General features: G+C 71.9%; 14 protein-coding genes. 11 read left to right on the top strand and 3 right to left on the bottom strand.

What is annotated here, in order from left to right; genetic code table 11:
* Nucleotides 1-182: 182 nt before the first annotated feature.
* Both ACFQQI_RS23630 and ACFQQI_RS23625 read left to right on the top strand, forming a co-directional pair.
* Complete coding sequence (locus tag ACFQQI_RS23630; RefSeq protein WP_378569073.1) at nucleotides 183-764, top strand: dihydrofolate reductase family protein; 582 nt, start codon at nucleotides 183-185, stop codon at nucleotides 762-764.
* A gap of 28 nt (nucleotides 765-792) precedes the next feature.
* Complete coding sequence (locus ACFQQI_RS23625) at nucleotides 793-3762, top strand: ATP-binding protein (protein ID WP_378569072.1); 2970 nt, start codon at nucleotides 793-795, stop codon at nucleotides 3760-3762.
* 3 nt (nucleotides 3763-3765) lie between these two features.
* Here the strand turns inward: ACFQQI_RS23625 and ACFQQI_RS23620 are convergent, their stop codons facing one another.
* The 3 genes from ACFQQI_RS23620 to ACFQQI_RS23610 form a co-directional block, all read right to left on the bottom strand.
* Entirely contained in the window at nucleotides 3766-4575 is an 810-nt protein-coding gene (locus ACFQQI_RS23620; RefSeq protein WP_378569071.1) for an ABC transporter permease, read from the bottom strand.
* Nucleotides 4572-5570, bottom strand: a complete 999-nt coding sequence (locus ACFQQI_RS23615) for an ATP-binding cassette domain-containing protein (RefSeq protein ID WP_378569070.1) — start codon at nucleotides 5568-5570, stop codon at nucleotides 4572-4574. The genes ACFQQI_RS23620 and ACFQQI_RS23615 overlap by 4 nt, the downstream gene beginning before the upstream one ends.
* A 71-nt stretch (nucleotides 5571-5641) precedes the next feature.
* Nucleotides 5642-6436, bottom strand: coding sequence for a maleylpyruvate isomerase family mycothiol-dependent enzyme (locus ACFQQI_RS23610; protein ID WP_378569069.1), 795 nt, complete (start codon nucleotides 6434-6436; stop codon nucleotides 5642-5644).
* An 80-nt stretch (nucleotides 6437-6516) separates the two neighbouring features.
* On the opposite strand from ACFQQI_RS23610, the gene argC reads away from it, so the two are divergent.
* Genes argC through ACFQQI_RS23565 form a run of 9 tightly spaced genes read left to right on the top strand, consistent with a single transcriptional unit; the run spans nucleotide 6517 to nucleotide 15739 of the window.
* Nucleotides 6517-7545, top strand: a complete 1029-nt coding sequence (gene argC, locus ACFQQI_RS23605) for an N-acetyl-gamma-glutamyl-phosphate reductase (RefSeq protein ID WP_378569068.1) — start codon at nucleotides 6517-6519, stop codon at nucleotides 7543-7545.
* Complete coding sequence (argJ, locus tag ACFQQI_RS23600; RefSeq protein ID WP_378569067.1) at nucleotides 7542-8693, top strand: bifunctional glutamate N-acetyltransferase/amino-acid acetyltransferase ArgJ; 1152 nt, start codon at nucleotides 7542-7544, stop codon at nucleotides 8691-8693. Before argC ends, argJ begins: the two co-directional genes overlap by 4 nt.
* Nucleotides 8690-9634, top strand: coding sequence for an acetylglutamate kinase (gene argB, locus ACFQQI_RS23595; RefSeq protein ID WP_378569066.1), 945 nt, complete (start codon nucleotides 8690-8692; stop codon nucleotides 9632-9634). Before argJ ends, argB begins: the two co-directional genes overlap by 4 nt.
* Before the next feature lie 35 nt (nucleotides 9635-9669).
* Nucleotides 9670-10821 carry an acetylornithine transaminase gene (locus tag ACFQQI_RS23590; RefSeq protein WP_378569524.1) on the top strand — a complete coding sequence of 384 codons (1152 nt, stop codon included), beginning with the start codon at nucleotides 9670-9672 and terminating at the stop codon, nucleotides 10819-10821.
* Nucleotides 10818-11753 carry an ornithine carbamoyltransferase gene (gene argF / locus ACFQQI_RS23585; RefSeq protein ID WP_378569065.1) on the top strand — a complete coding sequence of 312 codons (936 nt, stop codon included), beginning with the start codon at nucleotides 10818-10820 and terminating at the stop codon, nucleotides 11751-11753. The genes ACFQQI_RS23590 and argF overlap by 4 nt, the downstream gene beginning before the upstream one ends.
* Nucleotides 11750-12274 carry an arginine repressor gene (locus tag ACFQQI_RS23580; RefSeq protein WP_378569064.1) on the top strand — a complete coding sequence of 175 codons (525 nt, stop codon included), beginning with the start codon at nucleotides 11750-11752 and terminating at the stop codon, nucleotides 12272-12274. Before argF ends, ACFQQI_RS23580 begins: the two co-directional genes overlap by 4 nt.
* Nucleotides 12275-12295: 21 nt before the next feature.
* A complete protein-coding gene (gene argG / locus ACFQQI_RS23575; protein ID WP_378569063.1) occupies nucleotides 12296-13729 on the top strand; it encodes an argininosuccinate synthase in 1434 nt (477 codons plus the stop codon).
* Nucleotides 13729-15156, top strand: coding sequence for an argininosuccinate lyase (gene argH, locus ACFQQI_RS23570; RefSeq protein ID WP_378569062.1), 1428 nt, complete (start codon nucleotides 13729-13731; stop codon nucleotides 15154-15156). Before argG ends, argH begins: the two co-directional genes overlap by 1 nt.
* A complete protein-coding gene (locus tag ACFQQI_RS23565; protein ID WP_378569061.1) occupies nucleotides 15140-15739 on the top strand; it encodes a DNA-3-methyladenine glycosylase in 600 nt (199 codons plus the stop codon). The genes argH and ACFQQI_RS23565 overlap by 17 nt, the downstream gene beginning before the upstream one ends.
* Nucleotides 15740-16070 lie beyond the last annotated feature (331 nt).

Below are 16070 nucleotides of genomic sequence, written 5' to 3'. Positions count from 1 at the left end.
CGTTGCCGTCGCTCGCGAGACGAACAGGTATGGCGTCGCTCCGGCGCCTTGCGATGCACGCGCCCTGAGCACGCGCAGTGCGCATGGACTTCCGACTCAGGACACTAGCCGGGCTGTCGAATTCCGGTCGGCCCGTTCGTGGGATGGGTGAGTAGTCTCCACTTCCCGACGAAGGAGCCCAGATGCGCACCCTCATCTCCACCGCTTTCGTTTCGCTCGACGGCGTCATCGACTCACCCGGCGGGGGCGTCCCGTCGGAGACCCACCGCAGCGGCGGGTGGACGTTCAAGGACATCGACTTCCTCCCCGAGGCCTACGAGATCAAGGGCCGCGAGATGGAGGAGGCGTCGGCGATGATGTTCGGCCGGGTCAGCTACGAGGCGTTCGCGCCCATCTGGCCGGACATCGCCGAGTTCGCCGTGGTCAAGGACGTCCCGAAGTACGTCGTCTCGACGACCCTCGCCGACGCCGACCTGGTGGACAACTGGGGGCCGACGACGATCCTCCGCTCGATGGACGACGTCCGTGCCCTCAAGGAGTCCGGCGGCGGCCCGATCCTGATGGCGGGCAGCGCCCACCTGAACCGCTCGCTTTCGGACGCCGACCTCATCGACCGCTACCACCTGCTCGTCTTCCCGGTGCTGCTCGGCGCCGGCAAGAGCCTCTTCAGCGACAGCGACCGGGACAAGCAGCGGCTCCGGCTGGTCGAGCACGAGGTCTACGCCAACGGGATCCAGAAGAACGTCTTCGACGTCGTGCGGTAGCTGCGCACCCGGTGACCGTCGCGCTGGCATGATCGCGGACGTGATCCGGCTCCGCGTGCTCGACGAGGTCACCTGGGACGGTGCGCCGGTCCCGGGGGAGCGGACGCACGCACTCCTGCGCTCGCTGGTCGACGCCGGCCCGCGGGGACTGTCCGAGTCCGCCCTGGTCGAGGAGATCTGGGGCGACGACGTGCCGGCGAACCCCACCAAGGCGCTGCAGGTGGTCGTCTCCCGCGCCCGGTCGGCCACGGACGCGGAGACGATCGAGCGCACGGCGCGCGGCTACCGGATCGCCCTGACGTCCGGCGACGTCGACGCCTGGGCGTTGCGTCCCGAGGGCCTCCGGCTCGCGCTGTCCGGCGAGTACGCCGCCGCGCTGCCGCTCCTGGAGCGCGCCCCGCGCGACGACGAGGTGGTCGAGGCGCTGCTCCGCTCCGTGGCGGGCGTGCACGGCGCGCCGGCCGCGCTCGAGCGCTACGAGGCCTACCGCGTGGACCTCGCCGACCGACTCGGCATCGATCCGAGCCCGGCGCTGCAGGCGCTGCACGCCGAGCTGCTCGCCCGCGACCACCCCGTTCGCGCGGGGCTGCTCTACGAGGCGTCCCGGCTGATCGGCCGGGCGGACGACGTCGCCGCGCTCGAGGAGATGATCCGGTCCTCGCGGGTGACCTCGATCGTCGGCCCGGGCGGCCTCGGCAAGACCCGGCTCGCGCACCTGATGGGGCGGCTGGCCGAGCAGCCCGTAGTCCACTTCGTCGAGCTCGCCGGCGTCACCTCGCCGGAGGGCGTCGCCGTCGAGGTCGGCGACGTGCTCGGGGTCCGCGAGTCGGTCGCCGGTCGGCTGACGTCCGCCGCGGCACGGCGTACCGACCTCGTCAGCCGCATCGTCGACCAGGTCGGGACCGCCCCGGCCCTGCTGATCCTCGACAACTGCGAGCACCTGGTCGACGCGGTCGCCGACCTGGTGTCCGTCCTGGTCCAGCGCACACCGTCGCTCAGGGTCCTGACGACCAGCCGCGCGCCCCTCGGGCTCGCCGCCGAGCGGGTCTACCAGCTGCCGCAGCTCGGCCTCGACGACGCCGTGGAGCTCTTCGGCGAGCGGGCCACGGCCGCCCGACCCGGCGTACGCCTCGACGGCGCGGAGGTCCGCTCGCTGGTCGCCCGCCTCGACGGCCTGCCGCTCGCGGTCGAGCTCGCGGCGGCGAAGGTGCGGGTCATGTCGGTCGGCGAGATCGGGCGGCGCATCGAGGACCGCTTCACGCTGCTGCGCGGCGGCTCACGGGACGCCCCGGAGCGCCACCAGACCCTGCTGGCGGTCATCGACTGGAGCTGGAACCTGCTCCACGACGCCGAGCGCGTCGCGCTGCGGCGGCTGTCGATCTTCCGCGACGGGTTCTCGCTGGACGGGGCGGCGGCGGTCATCGGCGGCGACGCGCTCGGACCGCTCGCGAACCTCGTCGACCAGTCGCTCGTGACGGTCGTCGAGGGGCCCGGCACGGTTCGCTACCGGCTGCTCGAGACCGTCCGTGAGTTCGGCCAGATGCAGCTCGTCGGTTCCGGCGACGACATCGAGGCGATCGCCCGCCTGCGCGAGTGGGGGGTGGCCTTCGCGCTCGGCTGCACGCGACGCCTCTTCAGCCCCGACCAGGTCGAGACGATGACCGCGATCCGGGCCGAGGAGGGCAACCTCGTCGACCTGCTCCGTCGCTGCCTGCGCGAGCACGACGTGGACGCGGTCGTCGTCCTCGTCGCCTGCCTGTCGGACTTCTGGACCATCGAGGGCAGCCACCTCAAGGTCGTCGGCCTCGCTCCGGAGATCGAGGAGCTGGTGGCAGGGGCCGCGGTCGCGCCGGAGCTCGAGGAGCCGTTCCGGACGACGCTGGCGGCGATCGCCTTCAACTCCCTGATCTTCTCCGACTCCGTCACGGCGCGCGCCTTCGACCGGCTCGAGGAGATCGGCCCCGGCGACCGGACCACCCGGGCCGGCGTCTCGGCCACGGTCCTGCTGGCCGTCCGGCGGAGCCTCGGCGACGGGATGCCGGACCCGCTGGAGGCGCTCTGCGCCGATGACGACCAGCAGGTGGCGCAGATGGCGATGATGTGGGCGAGCCAGTTCCACGAGAACGCGGGCGAGGTCCGGCTGGCGGAGCGGCGCGGCCTCGACGCCCTGGCCCTGGCCGACGACCGCCACGGCCCCTGGGGTGGCGCGCTCATCCGCGCTCAGCTCGCCGGGCTCACCCTGCAGATCGGCGACACGAGGGCCGCGACGGAGTACGCCCGGGGCGCCATCCCGGTGCTGCAGGCCCTCGGCGCGGACGAGGACGTCGCCCAGCTCAAGGCGGTCCTCGCGCTGGGCGCGATGGAGGACGGCCGGATCGAGGACGCCGAGCGCATCTTCGACGAGATCGAGGCCGACGACTCGGGCACCGGCGTCTTCGGTGCCGCGATCATCCTGCTGTGCGGACGACCCGAGCTCGACCTCGCCGCCGGCCGCACCGACGCCGCGCTCCGGGGGTACCGCGACGCTGTGACGACGCTGTCGGCGCGCACCTTCCCGGGACTCGACGCGAGCGCGGGCTTCGAGCCGTGGACCCTGTACGCCGAGGCCGCGGCCGTGGCGGCCCACGTCCGGTCGGGCCGCTCGGGCGAGGTCGCCGACCTGCGCCGAGACCTGGCCGACAAGGTGCCGGGGATCCTCGACGGCGCCGTCGGGGTCCTCGACTACCCGGTGTTCGGGTCGGTGCTGGTCGGCCTCGCCGAGTGGGAGCTCGCCGACGACCCGGACTCGACCCGGGCGGCCCTCGCCGTACGCCTGCTCGTCTACGCCGACCGGTTCGGCTACAACCGGCAGCTGCCCAGCCTCGCCTGGGCACCCGCGCTCGCCCTCGCCGAGGCGGCGCTGCCGGGGGAGGAGGCGCGGGTCCGCGCCGAGGTCGAGTCCCGGAAGGCGACCGAGCTCCGCGACGAGGTGCGGGACCTCGTCGCGGAGCTCGGCTGACCGTCACAGGTTCCGGCTGTAGCTCCGCACCGACAGCGGCAGGAAGACCACGACCACCGCGAGGCAGCCGATCACCGCCCAGGCGACGTTCGCGGTGACCGAGCCCGTGTTGGCCAGGTCGCGGATCGCGGTGATCACGTGCGAGACGGGATTGATGTCCGCGAAGGTCTGCAGCCAGGAGGGCATCGTCTCGGTCGGCACGAACGCGTTCGACAGGAAGGTCAGCGGGAACATCACCATCAGCGAGATGCCCTGCACGCCCTGCGCGCTGCGGCCGACGGTGCCGAACCAGGTGAAGATCCACGCGATCGACCAGCCGGCGAAGACCGCGACCAGGATGGCCGCGACCAGCCCGAGCGGGTCCGGACGGTAGCCCATCACGATGCCGACGGTGAACGTCAGCACGGACGCGATGAAGTAGCGCAGCATGTCGGCCAGGGCGGGCCCGGCGAGCGGCGCGATCCGCGCGATCGGGAGCGACTTGAACCGGTCGAACACGCCCTTGTCCATGTCCTCGCGCAGCTGCACGCCGGTGGCGACGCAGGCGGTGAGGATCGTCTGGCCGATGAGGCCGGGGATGATCAGCGGCAGGTAGCTGTCGACGTCGCCGGAGATGGCGCCGCCGAAGATGTAGGCGAACATCGCCGTGAAGAGCAGCGGCTGGATCGTGACGTCGAACATCTGCTCGAAGTTCCGCTGCATCTTCTTGATCGCCCGCCACGCCATGGACAGGGTCTGGTCGATCGTGTCGCGCAGGGTCGGGTGGGTCGTCAGCTCGCGGTCGAGGCTCGCGGCGGGCGTCAGGGTGCTCATCGGGTCATCTCCAGGGCACGGTCGTCGGTGGGCGCCTCGTCCTCGGCCGCGTGGCCGGTGATGGCGAGGAACACCTCGTCGAGGGTGGGCTTCTGCACGGTCGCGGACGCGATCGAGAGCCCGGACTGGCGCAGGGCGATCAGCACGTCGGCCGCCCGGTTCGCGTCGGGCAGGGCGACGTTCATGCCGCCCGCCTCGGGCGTGAGCACGGGCTCGTCGCCGACGACGCGTCGTACGACGGCCGCCGCGTCCGGCGTGTCCGTCGGCTCGGACATCCGCAGCTGGAGCGTCGAGCCCCCGACCGAGGTCTTGAGCTCGTCCGGGGTGCCCTCGGCGACCTTGACGCCGTGGTCGATGACCGCGATCCGGTCGGCGAGCTGGTCCGCCTCGTCGAGGTACTGCGTCGTCAGCAGCACGGTGCTGCCCCCGCGGACCAGCTCCCGGATCGTCTCCCACATCTGCCCGCGGGTGCGGGGGTCGAGGCCGGTGGTCGGCTCGTCGAGGAAGATCAGCGGCGGCAGCGAGATGAGGCTCGCCGCGAGGTCGAGCCGACGGCGCATACCGCCGGAGAACTCGCTGATCCGCTTGTCGCGGGCCTCGGTGAGGCCGAACCGCTCCAGCAGGTCGGCGGCCGTCGCCCGCGCCTGCGCGGACGAGAGGCCCTGGAGGCGGCCGAAGAGCCAGAGGTTCTCGGCGCCGGTGAGGTTCTCGTCGACCGAGGCGTACTGCCCCGTCACGCCGACGAGCTGCCGGATCATGTGGGGCTGCCGTTGCACGTCGACGCCGAAGATCCGCGCCTCGCCGCCGTCCATCGGCAGCAGCGTGGCGAGCATCTTGAGCATGGTCGTCTTGCCCGCCCCGTTGGGTCCGAGCACGCCGAAGACCTCACCGCGCCGTACCTCGAGGTCGATGCCGTCGACCGCGCGGAACTCGCCGAAGGTCTTGACCAGCCCGGTGGCCGCGACGGCCAGGTCGGTGTCAGGAACTCGTGTCATGCCGCCCAGCGTGAGCGCGCCCGGTTTCAGCCCGCCTTCAATCGGGTTTCACCGGTTTCAGCGCGGGCGGCTCAGTCGATGGGCTGGTCCACGCACGACCGGAACAGCGCCGTCACCGACTCGTCACCCGTGATCGAGATGCCCGTGGCGTCGGCCCTCCGCCAGAGCCAGGAGTCGAGCGCGGCGGCCGGGCCGCTCACCACGGCGTCGGGCTCGGAGTCCCGGGGCTCGACCTTCGAGATGTCGTCCTCGTCGTAGCTCTTGCCGCTCTCGGGGTCGGTGCCCGTGAACCGTCCGGTCTCGACCCACACGGACTCGCCGCGATCGGTGATGTCGACGCGGACGAAGTGGCCGCCGCCGGCGAACGCGCCCCATCCCGGCGTACCGCCGAACATGACGTCCAGGGCCTCGTCGACCCCGTCCGCGGCCAGGGCGGGGTCGAGGGGCGTGACGTCGCCGGCGGTCTGCTCGGCGTCGAGCCGGTGGATCAGCGCCTCGTGCGCCTGCCGGCGGAACGTGAAGCCGACGGTCTGCTCCGGAGACCAGGTCCAGGCCGTCTCGGTCGGGTCCGCGGCGGTCAGCGCGGCGACGAACCGCGCCGTCTGCGCCTCGTGGAGCGCGACGAGCTCGTCGTACGCCGTGGGCAGCTCGCGCTCCTGCACGTCGTCGGCGCCGGCCGGCCGCTGCTCGACGATCGTGGCCCAGAAGTGCAGCACGCCGATGTGGTGGCCGAGCAGGTCCGCGGCGCTCCAGTCCGGACAGGACGGCACCCGCGCGGCGGGGTCGGTGGTGGCGAGGGCGGTGCGCAGCCGGTTGGACTCGGTCTCGATGTGGCGGAGGTAGTCGTCGAAGGTCAGTCGCGTCATGATGCGGAGAACCTACGGGTGAGCGCTGGCACCCCGCACCTTCGTTTAATGGTCATGCAGGAGCGTGTATAGTCATGCACATGTCGACCAGGATCGCCGTCGCCGGAGCCAGCGGGTACGCCGGAGGTGAGCTGCTGCGCCTGCTCCTCGGCCATCCCGAGGTCGAGATCGGCGCCCTCACCGGGGCCTCCAACGCGGGGCAGCCGCTCGGCGCACTGCAGCCGCACCTCGTGCCCCTCGATGACAGGGTGCTCGACGAGACCAGCATCGAAACCCTGCGCGGACACGATGTGGTCTTCCTCGCGCTCCCGCACGGACAGTCCGGCGAGATCGCCGCGCAGCTCGGGGACGACGTCGTGGTGATCGACTGCGGCGCCGACTTCCGGCTCGCCGACCCGGCCGCCTGGGAGAGGTTCTACGGCGGCAGCCACGCCGGCACCTGGCCCTACGGCCTCCCGGAGCTGCCCGGCCAGCGCGACCTGCTCCGCGGTGCGACCCGCGTCGCGGTCCCCGGCTGCTACCCGACCGTCTCCACGCTGACCCTCGCTCCGGCGGTGGCCGCCGGCGTCGTCGAGCCCGACGTGTCCGTCGTCGCGGCCTCCGGCACCTCGGGTGCCGGCAAGTCGGCCAAGCCGCACCTCCTCGGCAGCGAGGTCATGGGCAACGCCAGCGCGTACGGCGTGGGCGGGGTCCACCGGCACACGCCCGAGATCACCCAGAACCTCTCCGCGCTCGTCGACGGCACCGTCCGGGTCAGCTTCACCCCGCTGCTCGTCCCGATGCCGCGCGGCATCCTCGCCACCTGCAGCGCGACGCTCGCGCAGGACCTGGGCGCCGACGACGTCTACGAGGTCTACGCCAAGGCGTACGCCGACGAGCCGTTCGTGCACCTGCTCCCGCAGGGGCAGTGGCCGCAGACCAAGTCCGTGACCGGCTCCAACTCCGTGCACCTCCAGGTGACGGTCGACGAGGACGCACGACGAATGGTCGCCGTCGGTGCCGTGGACAACCTGTCCAAGGGCACCGCCGGCGCTGCCGTCCAGTGCATGAACCTCGCGCTCGGCCTCGACGAAGGCCTGGGCCTCTCGACCGTAGGAGTTGCTCCGTGACCATCACGACCCCCCAGGGCTTCCGGGCCGCCGGCGTCGTCGCCGGCCTGAAGTCCACCGGCGCGAAGGACGTCGCGCTCGTCGTCAACGACGGCCCCCACTTCGCCTCGGCCAGCGTCTTCACCGCCAACCGCTGCAAGGCCAACCCCGTCCTCTGGAGCCAGGAGGCCGTCAAGGACGGCACCGTCAAGGCGGTCTTCCTCAACTCCGGCGGGGCTAACTGCTACACCGGCCCCGAGGGCTTCCAGACCACCCACGCGGTCGCCGAGACGGTCGCGGGCAAGCTCGGCATCGGCGCGATCGACGTCGTCGTCTGCTCGACCGGCCTGATCGGGCTCACCAACGACCGCGACCAGGTCCTGGCCGGGGCGGCCTCGGCGTACGACGCGCTCGACGCCGACGGTGGAGACGACGCCGCCCACGCGATCATGACCACCGACTCGGTCAGCAAGCAGGTCGTCGTCGAGGGCGCGGGCTGGTCGATCGGCGGCATGGCCAAGGGCGCCGGCATGCTCGCGCCGCAGCTGGCGACGATGCTGGTCGTCCTCACCACCGATGCCGTCGTCCCGGCAGCCGACCTCGACACGGCGCTGCGCGCCGCGACGCGGGTCAGCTTCGACCGGCTCGACTCCGACGGCTGCATGTCGACCAACGACACGGTCACCGTGATGGCCAGCGGCGCCAGCGGCATCACGCCGAGCGTCGACGACTTCACCGCCGCGCTCACCCAGGCCTGCACCGACCTCGCGATGCAGCTGCTCGGCGACGCCGAGGGCTCCGACCACGAGATCGCGATCACCGTCCTCAACGCGGCGACCGAGGACGAGGCGGTCGAGGTCGGTCGCAGCGTCGCGCGGTCCAACCTCTTCAAGGCCGCCGTCTTCGGCAACGACCCCAACTGGGGCCGGGTCCTCGCCAGCATCGGCACGACCAGCGCCCGGTTCGACCCCGCCGACCTCGACGTCGCGATGAACGGCGTCTGGGTCTGCAAGAGGTCCACGCCCCACGCGGACCCCTCGACCGTGGACCTCAAGCCCCGCGAGGTGAGCGTGACGATCGACCTCAAGGCCGGGTCCGAGCGGGCGACCGTCTGGACCAACGACCTCACCCACGCCTACGTCCACGAGAACAGCGCCTACTCCTCATGAGCGATTCCGTCATCGAGCACATCCACCACGACCCCAGCAAGCCCGACCCGGCCAAGGCCCGCACGCTGGCCGCGGCGCTGCCCTGGCTGAAGCGCTACCACGGCAAGATCGTGGTGGTGAAGTACGGCGGCAACGCCATGACCGACGACACCCTCAAGCGCGCCTTCGCCGAGGACATCGCGTTCCTCCGGTTCGCCGGGTTCAAGCCCGTCGTCGTGCACGGAGGCGGTCCCCAGATCTCCCAGATGCTCGGCAGGCTCGGCATCGAGTCGGAGTTCCGGGGCGGTCTGCGGGTCACCACGCCGGAGGCCATGGACGTCGTCCGGATGGTGCTGGTCGGCCAGGTCCAGCGCGAGCTGGTCGGGTTGATCAACGAGCACGGCCCGCTCGCGGTCGGCTGCTCGGGCGAGGACGCCGGCCTCTTCACCGCCGAGCCGGCCAGCACGGTCGTCGACGGCGAGGAGGTCGACCTCGGGCAGGTCGGCGAGGTCGCCAAGGTCCGGCCCGAGTCGGTCCTCGACCTCATCGAGGCCGGCCGGATCCCGGTCGTCTCCAGCGTGGCCCCGGACGCCGACGGCGACATCTACAACGTCAACGCCGACTCCGCCGCGGCCGCGCTCGCGGTCGCGCTGAAGGCGGAGAAGCTGCTCGTGCTGACCGATGTCGAGGGCCTCTACCTCGACTGGCCGGACTCCGAGGACGTGATCGGCGAGATCAGCCCCGAGGCGCTCGCCGAGATCATCCCGACGCTCGCCTCCGGGATGATCCCGAAGATGGACGCCTGCCTCCAGGCCGTGCGCAACGGCGTCCCTCGTGCCACGGTCGTCGACGGCCGCGAGCCGCACTCGGTCCTGCTCGAGCTGTTCACCAACGAGGGCGTCGGCACGCAGGTCCTGCCGGGCGTCGACACCAAGACCCGGAAGGCGAGGGACGCCCAGTGAGCGATACCTATCAGGAGCGGTACGCCGCCTCGCTCATGAACACCTTCGGCCCGCCCAAGCTGGTGCTGGCCAGGGGTGAGGGCGCCCACGTCTGGGACGCCGACGGCAACGAGTACGTCGACTTCCTCGGCGGCATCGCCGTCAACGCGCTCGGCCACGCCCACCCGGCGCTGGTCGAGGCCGTGACGACCCAGCTGCAGACCCTCGGCCACGTCTCGAACTTCTTCACGACGGCCCCCCAGGTCGACCTCGCCGAGAAGCTGCTCGCCCTGCTCGGCGTCGGTGCCGGCGGCGGCAAGGTGTTCTTCACCAACTCCGGCACCGAGGCCAACGAGGCGGCGTTCAAGCTGACCCGCCGCACCGGCCGCACCCACGTGGTCGTCGCGGAGGGCTCGTTCCACGGCCGCACCATGGGTGCGCTGGCGCTGACGTCGAAGGAGGCGTACAGGACGCCGTTCGAGCCGCTGCCCGGCGACGTGACGTTCGTGCCCTTCGGCGACGCCGACGCCCTCGCGGCCGCCGTCACCGACGAGACCGCGGCGATCCTGCTCGAGCCGATCCAGGGCGAGGCCGGCGTCAACGTCGCGCCCGACGGCTACCTCGCCGCCGCACGACGCACCGCCGACGAGCACGGTGCCCTGCTGTGGCTCGACGAGGTGCAGTCCGGCATGGGACGCACCGGCGAGTGGTTCGCCCACGACACGGAGGTGCGCCCCGACATCGTCACGGTCGCCAAGGGGCTCGGCGGCGGCTTCCCGATCGGCGCCTGCATCGGCGTCGGCGCCGCCGGCGACCTGCTCCAGCCCGGCAACCACGGCACCACGTTCGGCGGCAACCCCGTCGCGTGCGCCGCCGCGCTCGCGGTGATCGCGACTATCGAGGGCGAAGACCTGCTCGAGCACGTCACTGTGCTCGGCCAGAAGCTCCGCGACGGCCTCGCCGCCGACCCCCGGGTCACCGAGGTCCGCGGTGCCGGCCTCATCATCGGCCTCGACCTCGCCGCCGACGTGTCCGCCGACGTCGTGGCGGCCGGCCAGGCGGCCGGCTTCATCCTCAACAACCCCACGCCGAAGCGGATCCGCCTGGTCCCGCCGCTGGTGATCACCGCCGACGACGTGAACGCGCTCCTGGCCGCCTGGCCCGGGATCCTCGACACGGCCTTCGCCACGCAGGGAGGCGAGCAATGAGTGCCCCCAAGATCCGGCATCTCCTGGCCGACGACGACCTCACCCCCGCCGAGCAGGCGCAGGTGCTCGCGCTCGCCGCCCAGCTCAAGCGGGCGCCGTACGACGCGAAGCCGCTCGCCGGCCCGCGCACGGTCGCGACGATCTTCGACAAGCAGACCCTGCGCACCCAGTCGTCGTTCGCGGCGGGCATCGCCGAGCTCGGCGGGTTCCCGATGCTCGTCGACGGCGCGCTCGCCGGCATCGGCGTGCGCGAGTCGGTCGAGGACGTCGCCCGGGTCCTGGGCCGGCAGGCCGCGATCATCGTCTGGCGCACCTACGAGCAGGCCCGGCTCGAGGAGATGGCCGAGCACGCCGGCGTTCCGGTCGTGAACGCGCTGACCGACGACTTCCACCCCTGCCAGCTCCTCGCCGACCTGCTCACGATCCAGGAGCACAAGCAGGAGCTCGCCGGGCTGACCGTCGCCTTCGTCGGCGACGGCGCCAGCAACATGGGCAACTCGTGGCTGCTCGCCGGTGCGACGGCCGGCATGCACGTCCGCATCAGCTCGCCCGAGGGCTTCATGCCGGCGCCCGTGATGGTCGAGCGGGCGGCGAAGATCGCCGCCGCAACCGGCGGCTCGGCGACGCTCGAGGCCGACCCGGTCGCGGCCGTCACCGGCGCCGACGTGGTCGTCACCGACACCTGGATCTCGATGGGCAAGGAGGACGAGGCCGCGTCCCGTGTCGAGGTGTTCGCGCCGTACTCGCTCACCAGCGAGCTGCTCGCGCAGGCGCGCCCGGAGGCGATCGTCCTGCACTGCCTGCCCGCCTACCGCGGCAAGGAGATCGACGCCGAGGTCCTCGACGGGCCGCAGAGCGTCGTCTGGGACGAGGCGGAGAACCGCCGCCACGCACAGAAGGCCATCCTCACGTTCCTGCTGGAGGCTGGATGAGCACCACGATGAGGCCGACCACCAAGAGCGCGCGCCACCAGCGCATCGTCGAGATCGTGACGCAGCACGAGGTGCGCTCGCAGAGCGACCTGGCCGACCTGCTGGCCGAGAGCGGCCTCCGGGTCACGCAGGCGACGCTCTCGCGCGACCTGGTCGAGCTCGACGCCGTCAAGGTCCGCACCGCGGACGGCGCGCTCGTGTACGCCGTACCCGCCGAGGGCGGCGACCGACGACCCGCGGCGCCGGGGGAGACCCAGGCCGCGGCCGCCCGGCTGGCCCGGCTGTGCGGCGAGCTGCTCGTCAGCGCCGAGTCCAGCGCCAACCTGGTCGTGCTGCGGACGCCCCCCGGCGCCGCCCAGTTCCTCGCCTCCGCCTTCGACAAGGCGGAGTTCCCCGAGATCCTCGGCACCATCGCGGGGGACGACACTGTCCTCGTGATCGGGCGCGACGCGCGCGGCGGCGACGCCCTCGCCCACCGCTTCCTCGCCCTCGCCGACTCCCACTCCCAGAGCTCCCACTAACCCAACGCAGAAGGAACCAACGTGAGCAAGGTCCTGACGTCCCTCCCGGTCGGCGAGCGCGTCGGCATCGCGTTCTCCGGAGGGCTGGACACCTCGGTGGCCGTCGCCTGGATGCGCGCCAAGGGCGCCGTGCCGTGCACCTACACCGCCGACATCGGCCAGTACGACGAGCCCGACATCAGCGGCGTACCCGGCCGCGCGCTCCAGTACGGCGCCGAGATCGCCCGTGCCGTCGACTGCCGCCCGCAGCTGGTCGAGGAGGGCCTGGCCGCGATCGCGTGCGGCGCCTTCCACATCCGCTCCGGCGGCCGCGCCTACTTCAACACCACGCCCCTGGGTCGCGCTGTCACCGGCACGATGCTGGTGCGTGCGATGCACGAGGACGGCGTCGACATCTGGGGCGACGGCTCGACGTTCAAGGGCAACGACATCGAGCGGTTCTACCGCTACGGCCTGCTCGCCAACCCCGACCTGCGCATCTACAAGCCGTGGCTCGACCACGACTTCGTCACCGAGCTCGGCGGCCGCGCCGAGATGAGCCAGTGGCTCACCGAGCGCGACCTGCCCTACCGCGACTCGCAGGAGAAGGCGTACTCCACCGACGCCAACATCTGGGGCGCCACCCACGAGGCCAAGACCCTCGAGCACCTCGACGTCTCGCTCGAGACGGTCGAGCCGATCATGGGCGTGAAGTTCTGGGACCCCTCGGTAGAGATCGCCCCCGAGGACGTCACCGTGGGCTTCGTCGAGGGCCGCCCGGTCTCCATCAACGGCAAGCCGTACGACGACCCGGTCGCGCTGGTCCACGAGGCCAACGTCATCGGCGGCCGGCACGGGCTCGGCATGTCCGACCAGATCGAGAACCGCATCATCGAGGCCAAGTCCCGCGGCATCTACGAGGCGCCCGGCATGGCGCTGCTCTGGATCGCCTACGAGCGGCTGCTCAACGCGATCCACAACGAGGACACCATCGCCAACTACCACCTCGAGGGCCGCCGGCTCGGTCGGCTCCTCTACGAGGGCCGCTGGCTCGACCCGCAGGCGCTGATGCTGCGCGAGTCGATCCAGCGCTGGATCGCCTCCCTCGTCACCGGCGAGGTCACGCTGCGGCTGCGCCGCGGCGAGGACTACACGATCCTGCGCAGCGACGGGCCGACGTTCTCCTACCACCCCGACAAGCTCTCGATGGAGCGCACCGAGAACGCCGCCTTCGGCCCGACCGACCGCATCGGCCAGCTCACGATGCGCAACCTGGACATCGCCGACTCCCGCGCGAAGCTGGAGCTGTACGCCGCGCAGCCGCTCGACCAGGGCCAGGTCCTCGTCGAGCACGGCACGCTCTTCGGCGAGCTGCCGGCCGGCGGTGCGGAGCGCATCGAGGCGAACCCCGGCGTCGACGTCGAGCCCGACGAGGTGGCCCTCGATGCCGCCGCGATGGAGTTCGGTAGCGACTGATGAGCGGCAAGGACTCCGGTACCAACACCGGCAAGCTCTGGGGCGCGCGCTTCGCGGGCGGCCCCTCGCCCGAGCTCGACGCGCTCTCGCGGTCGACGCACTTCGACTGGCGGCTCACGCCGTACGACCTCGCCGGCTCACGCGCCCACGCCAACGCCCTGCACCGCGCCGGGCTGCTCACGGACGCCGACCACGCCGAGCTGCTCCGCGGGCTCGACGTCATGGGGGAGCGGTACGCCGACGGCACCCTGCTGCCCGACCCGTCCGACGAGGACGTCCACGGCGCCCTCGAGCGGCTGCTCGTCGAGGAGGTCGGCGCCGACGTGGGAGGCCGGCTCCGCGCGGGCCGCAGTCGCAACGACCAGATCGCCACGCTCTTCAAGGTCTTCCTGCGCGACCACGCCGCCGTCGTCGCCGGCCAGGTGCTCGACCTCGTCGATGCCCTGACCACCCAGGCGCGCGACCACCTCGACGTCGTGATGCCCGGCCGGACCCACCTCCAGCACGCCCAGCCGGTGCTGCTCGCGCACCACCTGATGGCACACGCGTGGGCGTTGCTCCGCGACGTCGACCGGCTGCGCGACTGGGACGCGCGGGTGGCCGCCGATTCGCCGTACGGCTCCGGTGCACTCGCCGGCTCCAGCCTCGGTCTCGACCCGGAGGGCGTCGCCGCGGAGCTGGGCTTCACCGGCTCCAGCGCGAACTCCATCGACGGCACCGCCGCTCGCGACTTCGTCGCGGAGTTCGCCTTCGTGGCCGCCCAGGTCGGCGTCGACGTCAGCCGGATCGCCGAGGAGGTCATCCTCTGGTCGACGCGGGAGTTCGGCTTCGTGACGCTGCACGACTCCTGGTCGACCGGGTCGAGCATCATGCCGCAGAAGAAGAACCCCGACATCGCGGAGCTCGCCCGCGGCAAGGCGGGCCGCCTGATCGGCAACCTCTCCGGTCTCCTCGCCACCCTCAAGGCGCTCCCGCTCGCGTACAACCGGGACCTCCAGGAGGACAAGGAGCCGGTCTTCGACTCCGTCGACACTCTCGAGGTCCTGCTGCCGGGCTTCACCGGGATGGTCGCGACGCTCACCTTCGACGGCGCCCGGATGGCCGAGCTCGCCCCGCAGGGCTTCTCGCTCGCCACCGACGTCGCCGAGTGGCTGGTGCGCGAGGGCGTCCCGTTCCGGGTAGCGCACGAGGTCGCGGGCGAGTGCGTACGCCGCTGCGAGGAGCTCGGCATCGAGCTCGACCAGCTCAGCGACCACCAGTTCGCGGAGATCTCGCCCGCGCTCACGCCCGCGGTCCGCGACGTGCTGACCGTCGAAGGCTCGGTCGCCTCCCGCGACGGCCGCGGCGGGACCGCACCGGCCCGTGTGCGCGAGCAGCTGTCCGAGCTCTCCGCCCTCGTCGACCGACACCGTGCCCGGCTCGCTTGAGCTCTCCGGGCCGGTCCTGGAGGAGGCCCCGCGCCTGCTGAACGCCGTGCTCCGGCACGGCGAGGTCGCCGTGCGGCTCACCGAGGTGGAGGCGTACGACGGGGCGAACGACCCCGGCTCGCACGCCTACCGCGGCAGGACCCGCCGCAACGCCGTCATGTTCGGCGAGTCCGGCCACCTCTACTGCTACTTCACCTACGGCATGCACGTCTGCTGCAACGTCGTCTGCGGACCGGTCGGGCAGGCCAGCGCCGTCCTGCTCCGGGCAGGCGAGGTGGTCGAGGGCATCGAGGTCGCGCGTGCACGCCGACCCGGGTCCACGGATCGCGACCTCGCCCGGGGGCCGGCGCGACTGTGCAAGGCCCTCGGCATCTCGCTCGACCACGACGGCACCGACCTCGCCCGTGGGCCGGTGACGCTCACGCTCGGGGCGCCGCCGACCGACCCGTCGACCGGCCCCAGGGTGGGGCTCCGGGGCGCCCCGGACAGGCTATGGCGCTTCTGGATCACGGGGGAGCGGAGCGTCTCGACGTACCGGCCGGCAGCCCCGTTGCGGGGGTCGCGCAGACCCGATTTGGGGTAGGCGCGGAAGCCCTGCTAACGTTCTTCTCGTCGCGGTGAGCGGCGCCCTTCGGGCCGAGAGGCCAAGTCGAGGGCGTTGTTGCGCGCCCGGCACCAGTGAGGAACGGCCCCGAGTTGACGGGGTGGAACTGAACCGGTAAGTTTTTGCAGGTTGCCCCGGCGACCGGCCCCGAGTGGGTCGGCTGCGGTGTGCGTCTGATGTTTGAGAACTCAACAGTGTGTCATAGTCGACGAATTAGTTTGTTTATGCCCCGTTGACTGGATTCCTTCTTTTTTGGGGGGGTTTGGTCGCGGATTTCTTTGACAATGATTCTGACAACTTTTTGTCAGTG

Source organism: Nocardioides sp. GCM10030259 (assembly GCF_042666375.1).
Classification (GTDB): domain Bacteria; phylum Actinomycetota; class Actinomycetes; order Propionibacteriales; family Nocardioidaceae; genus Nocardioides.
Note: the sequence above shows the minus strand (reverse complement) of the source record. Positions and strands in the feature narration are given on the sequence as shown.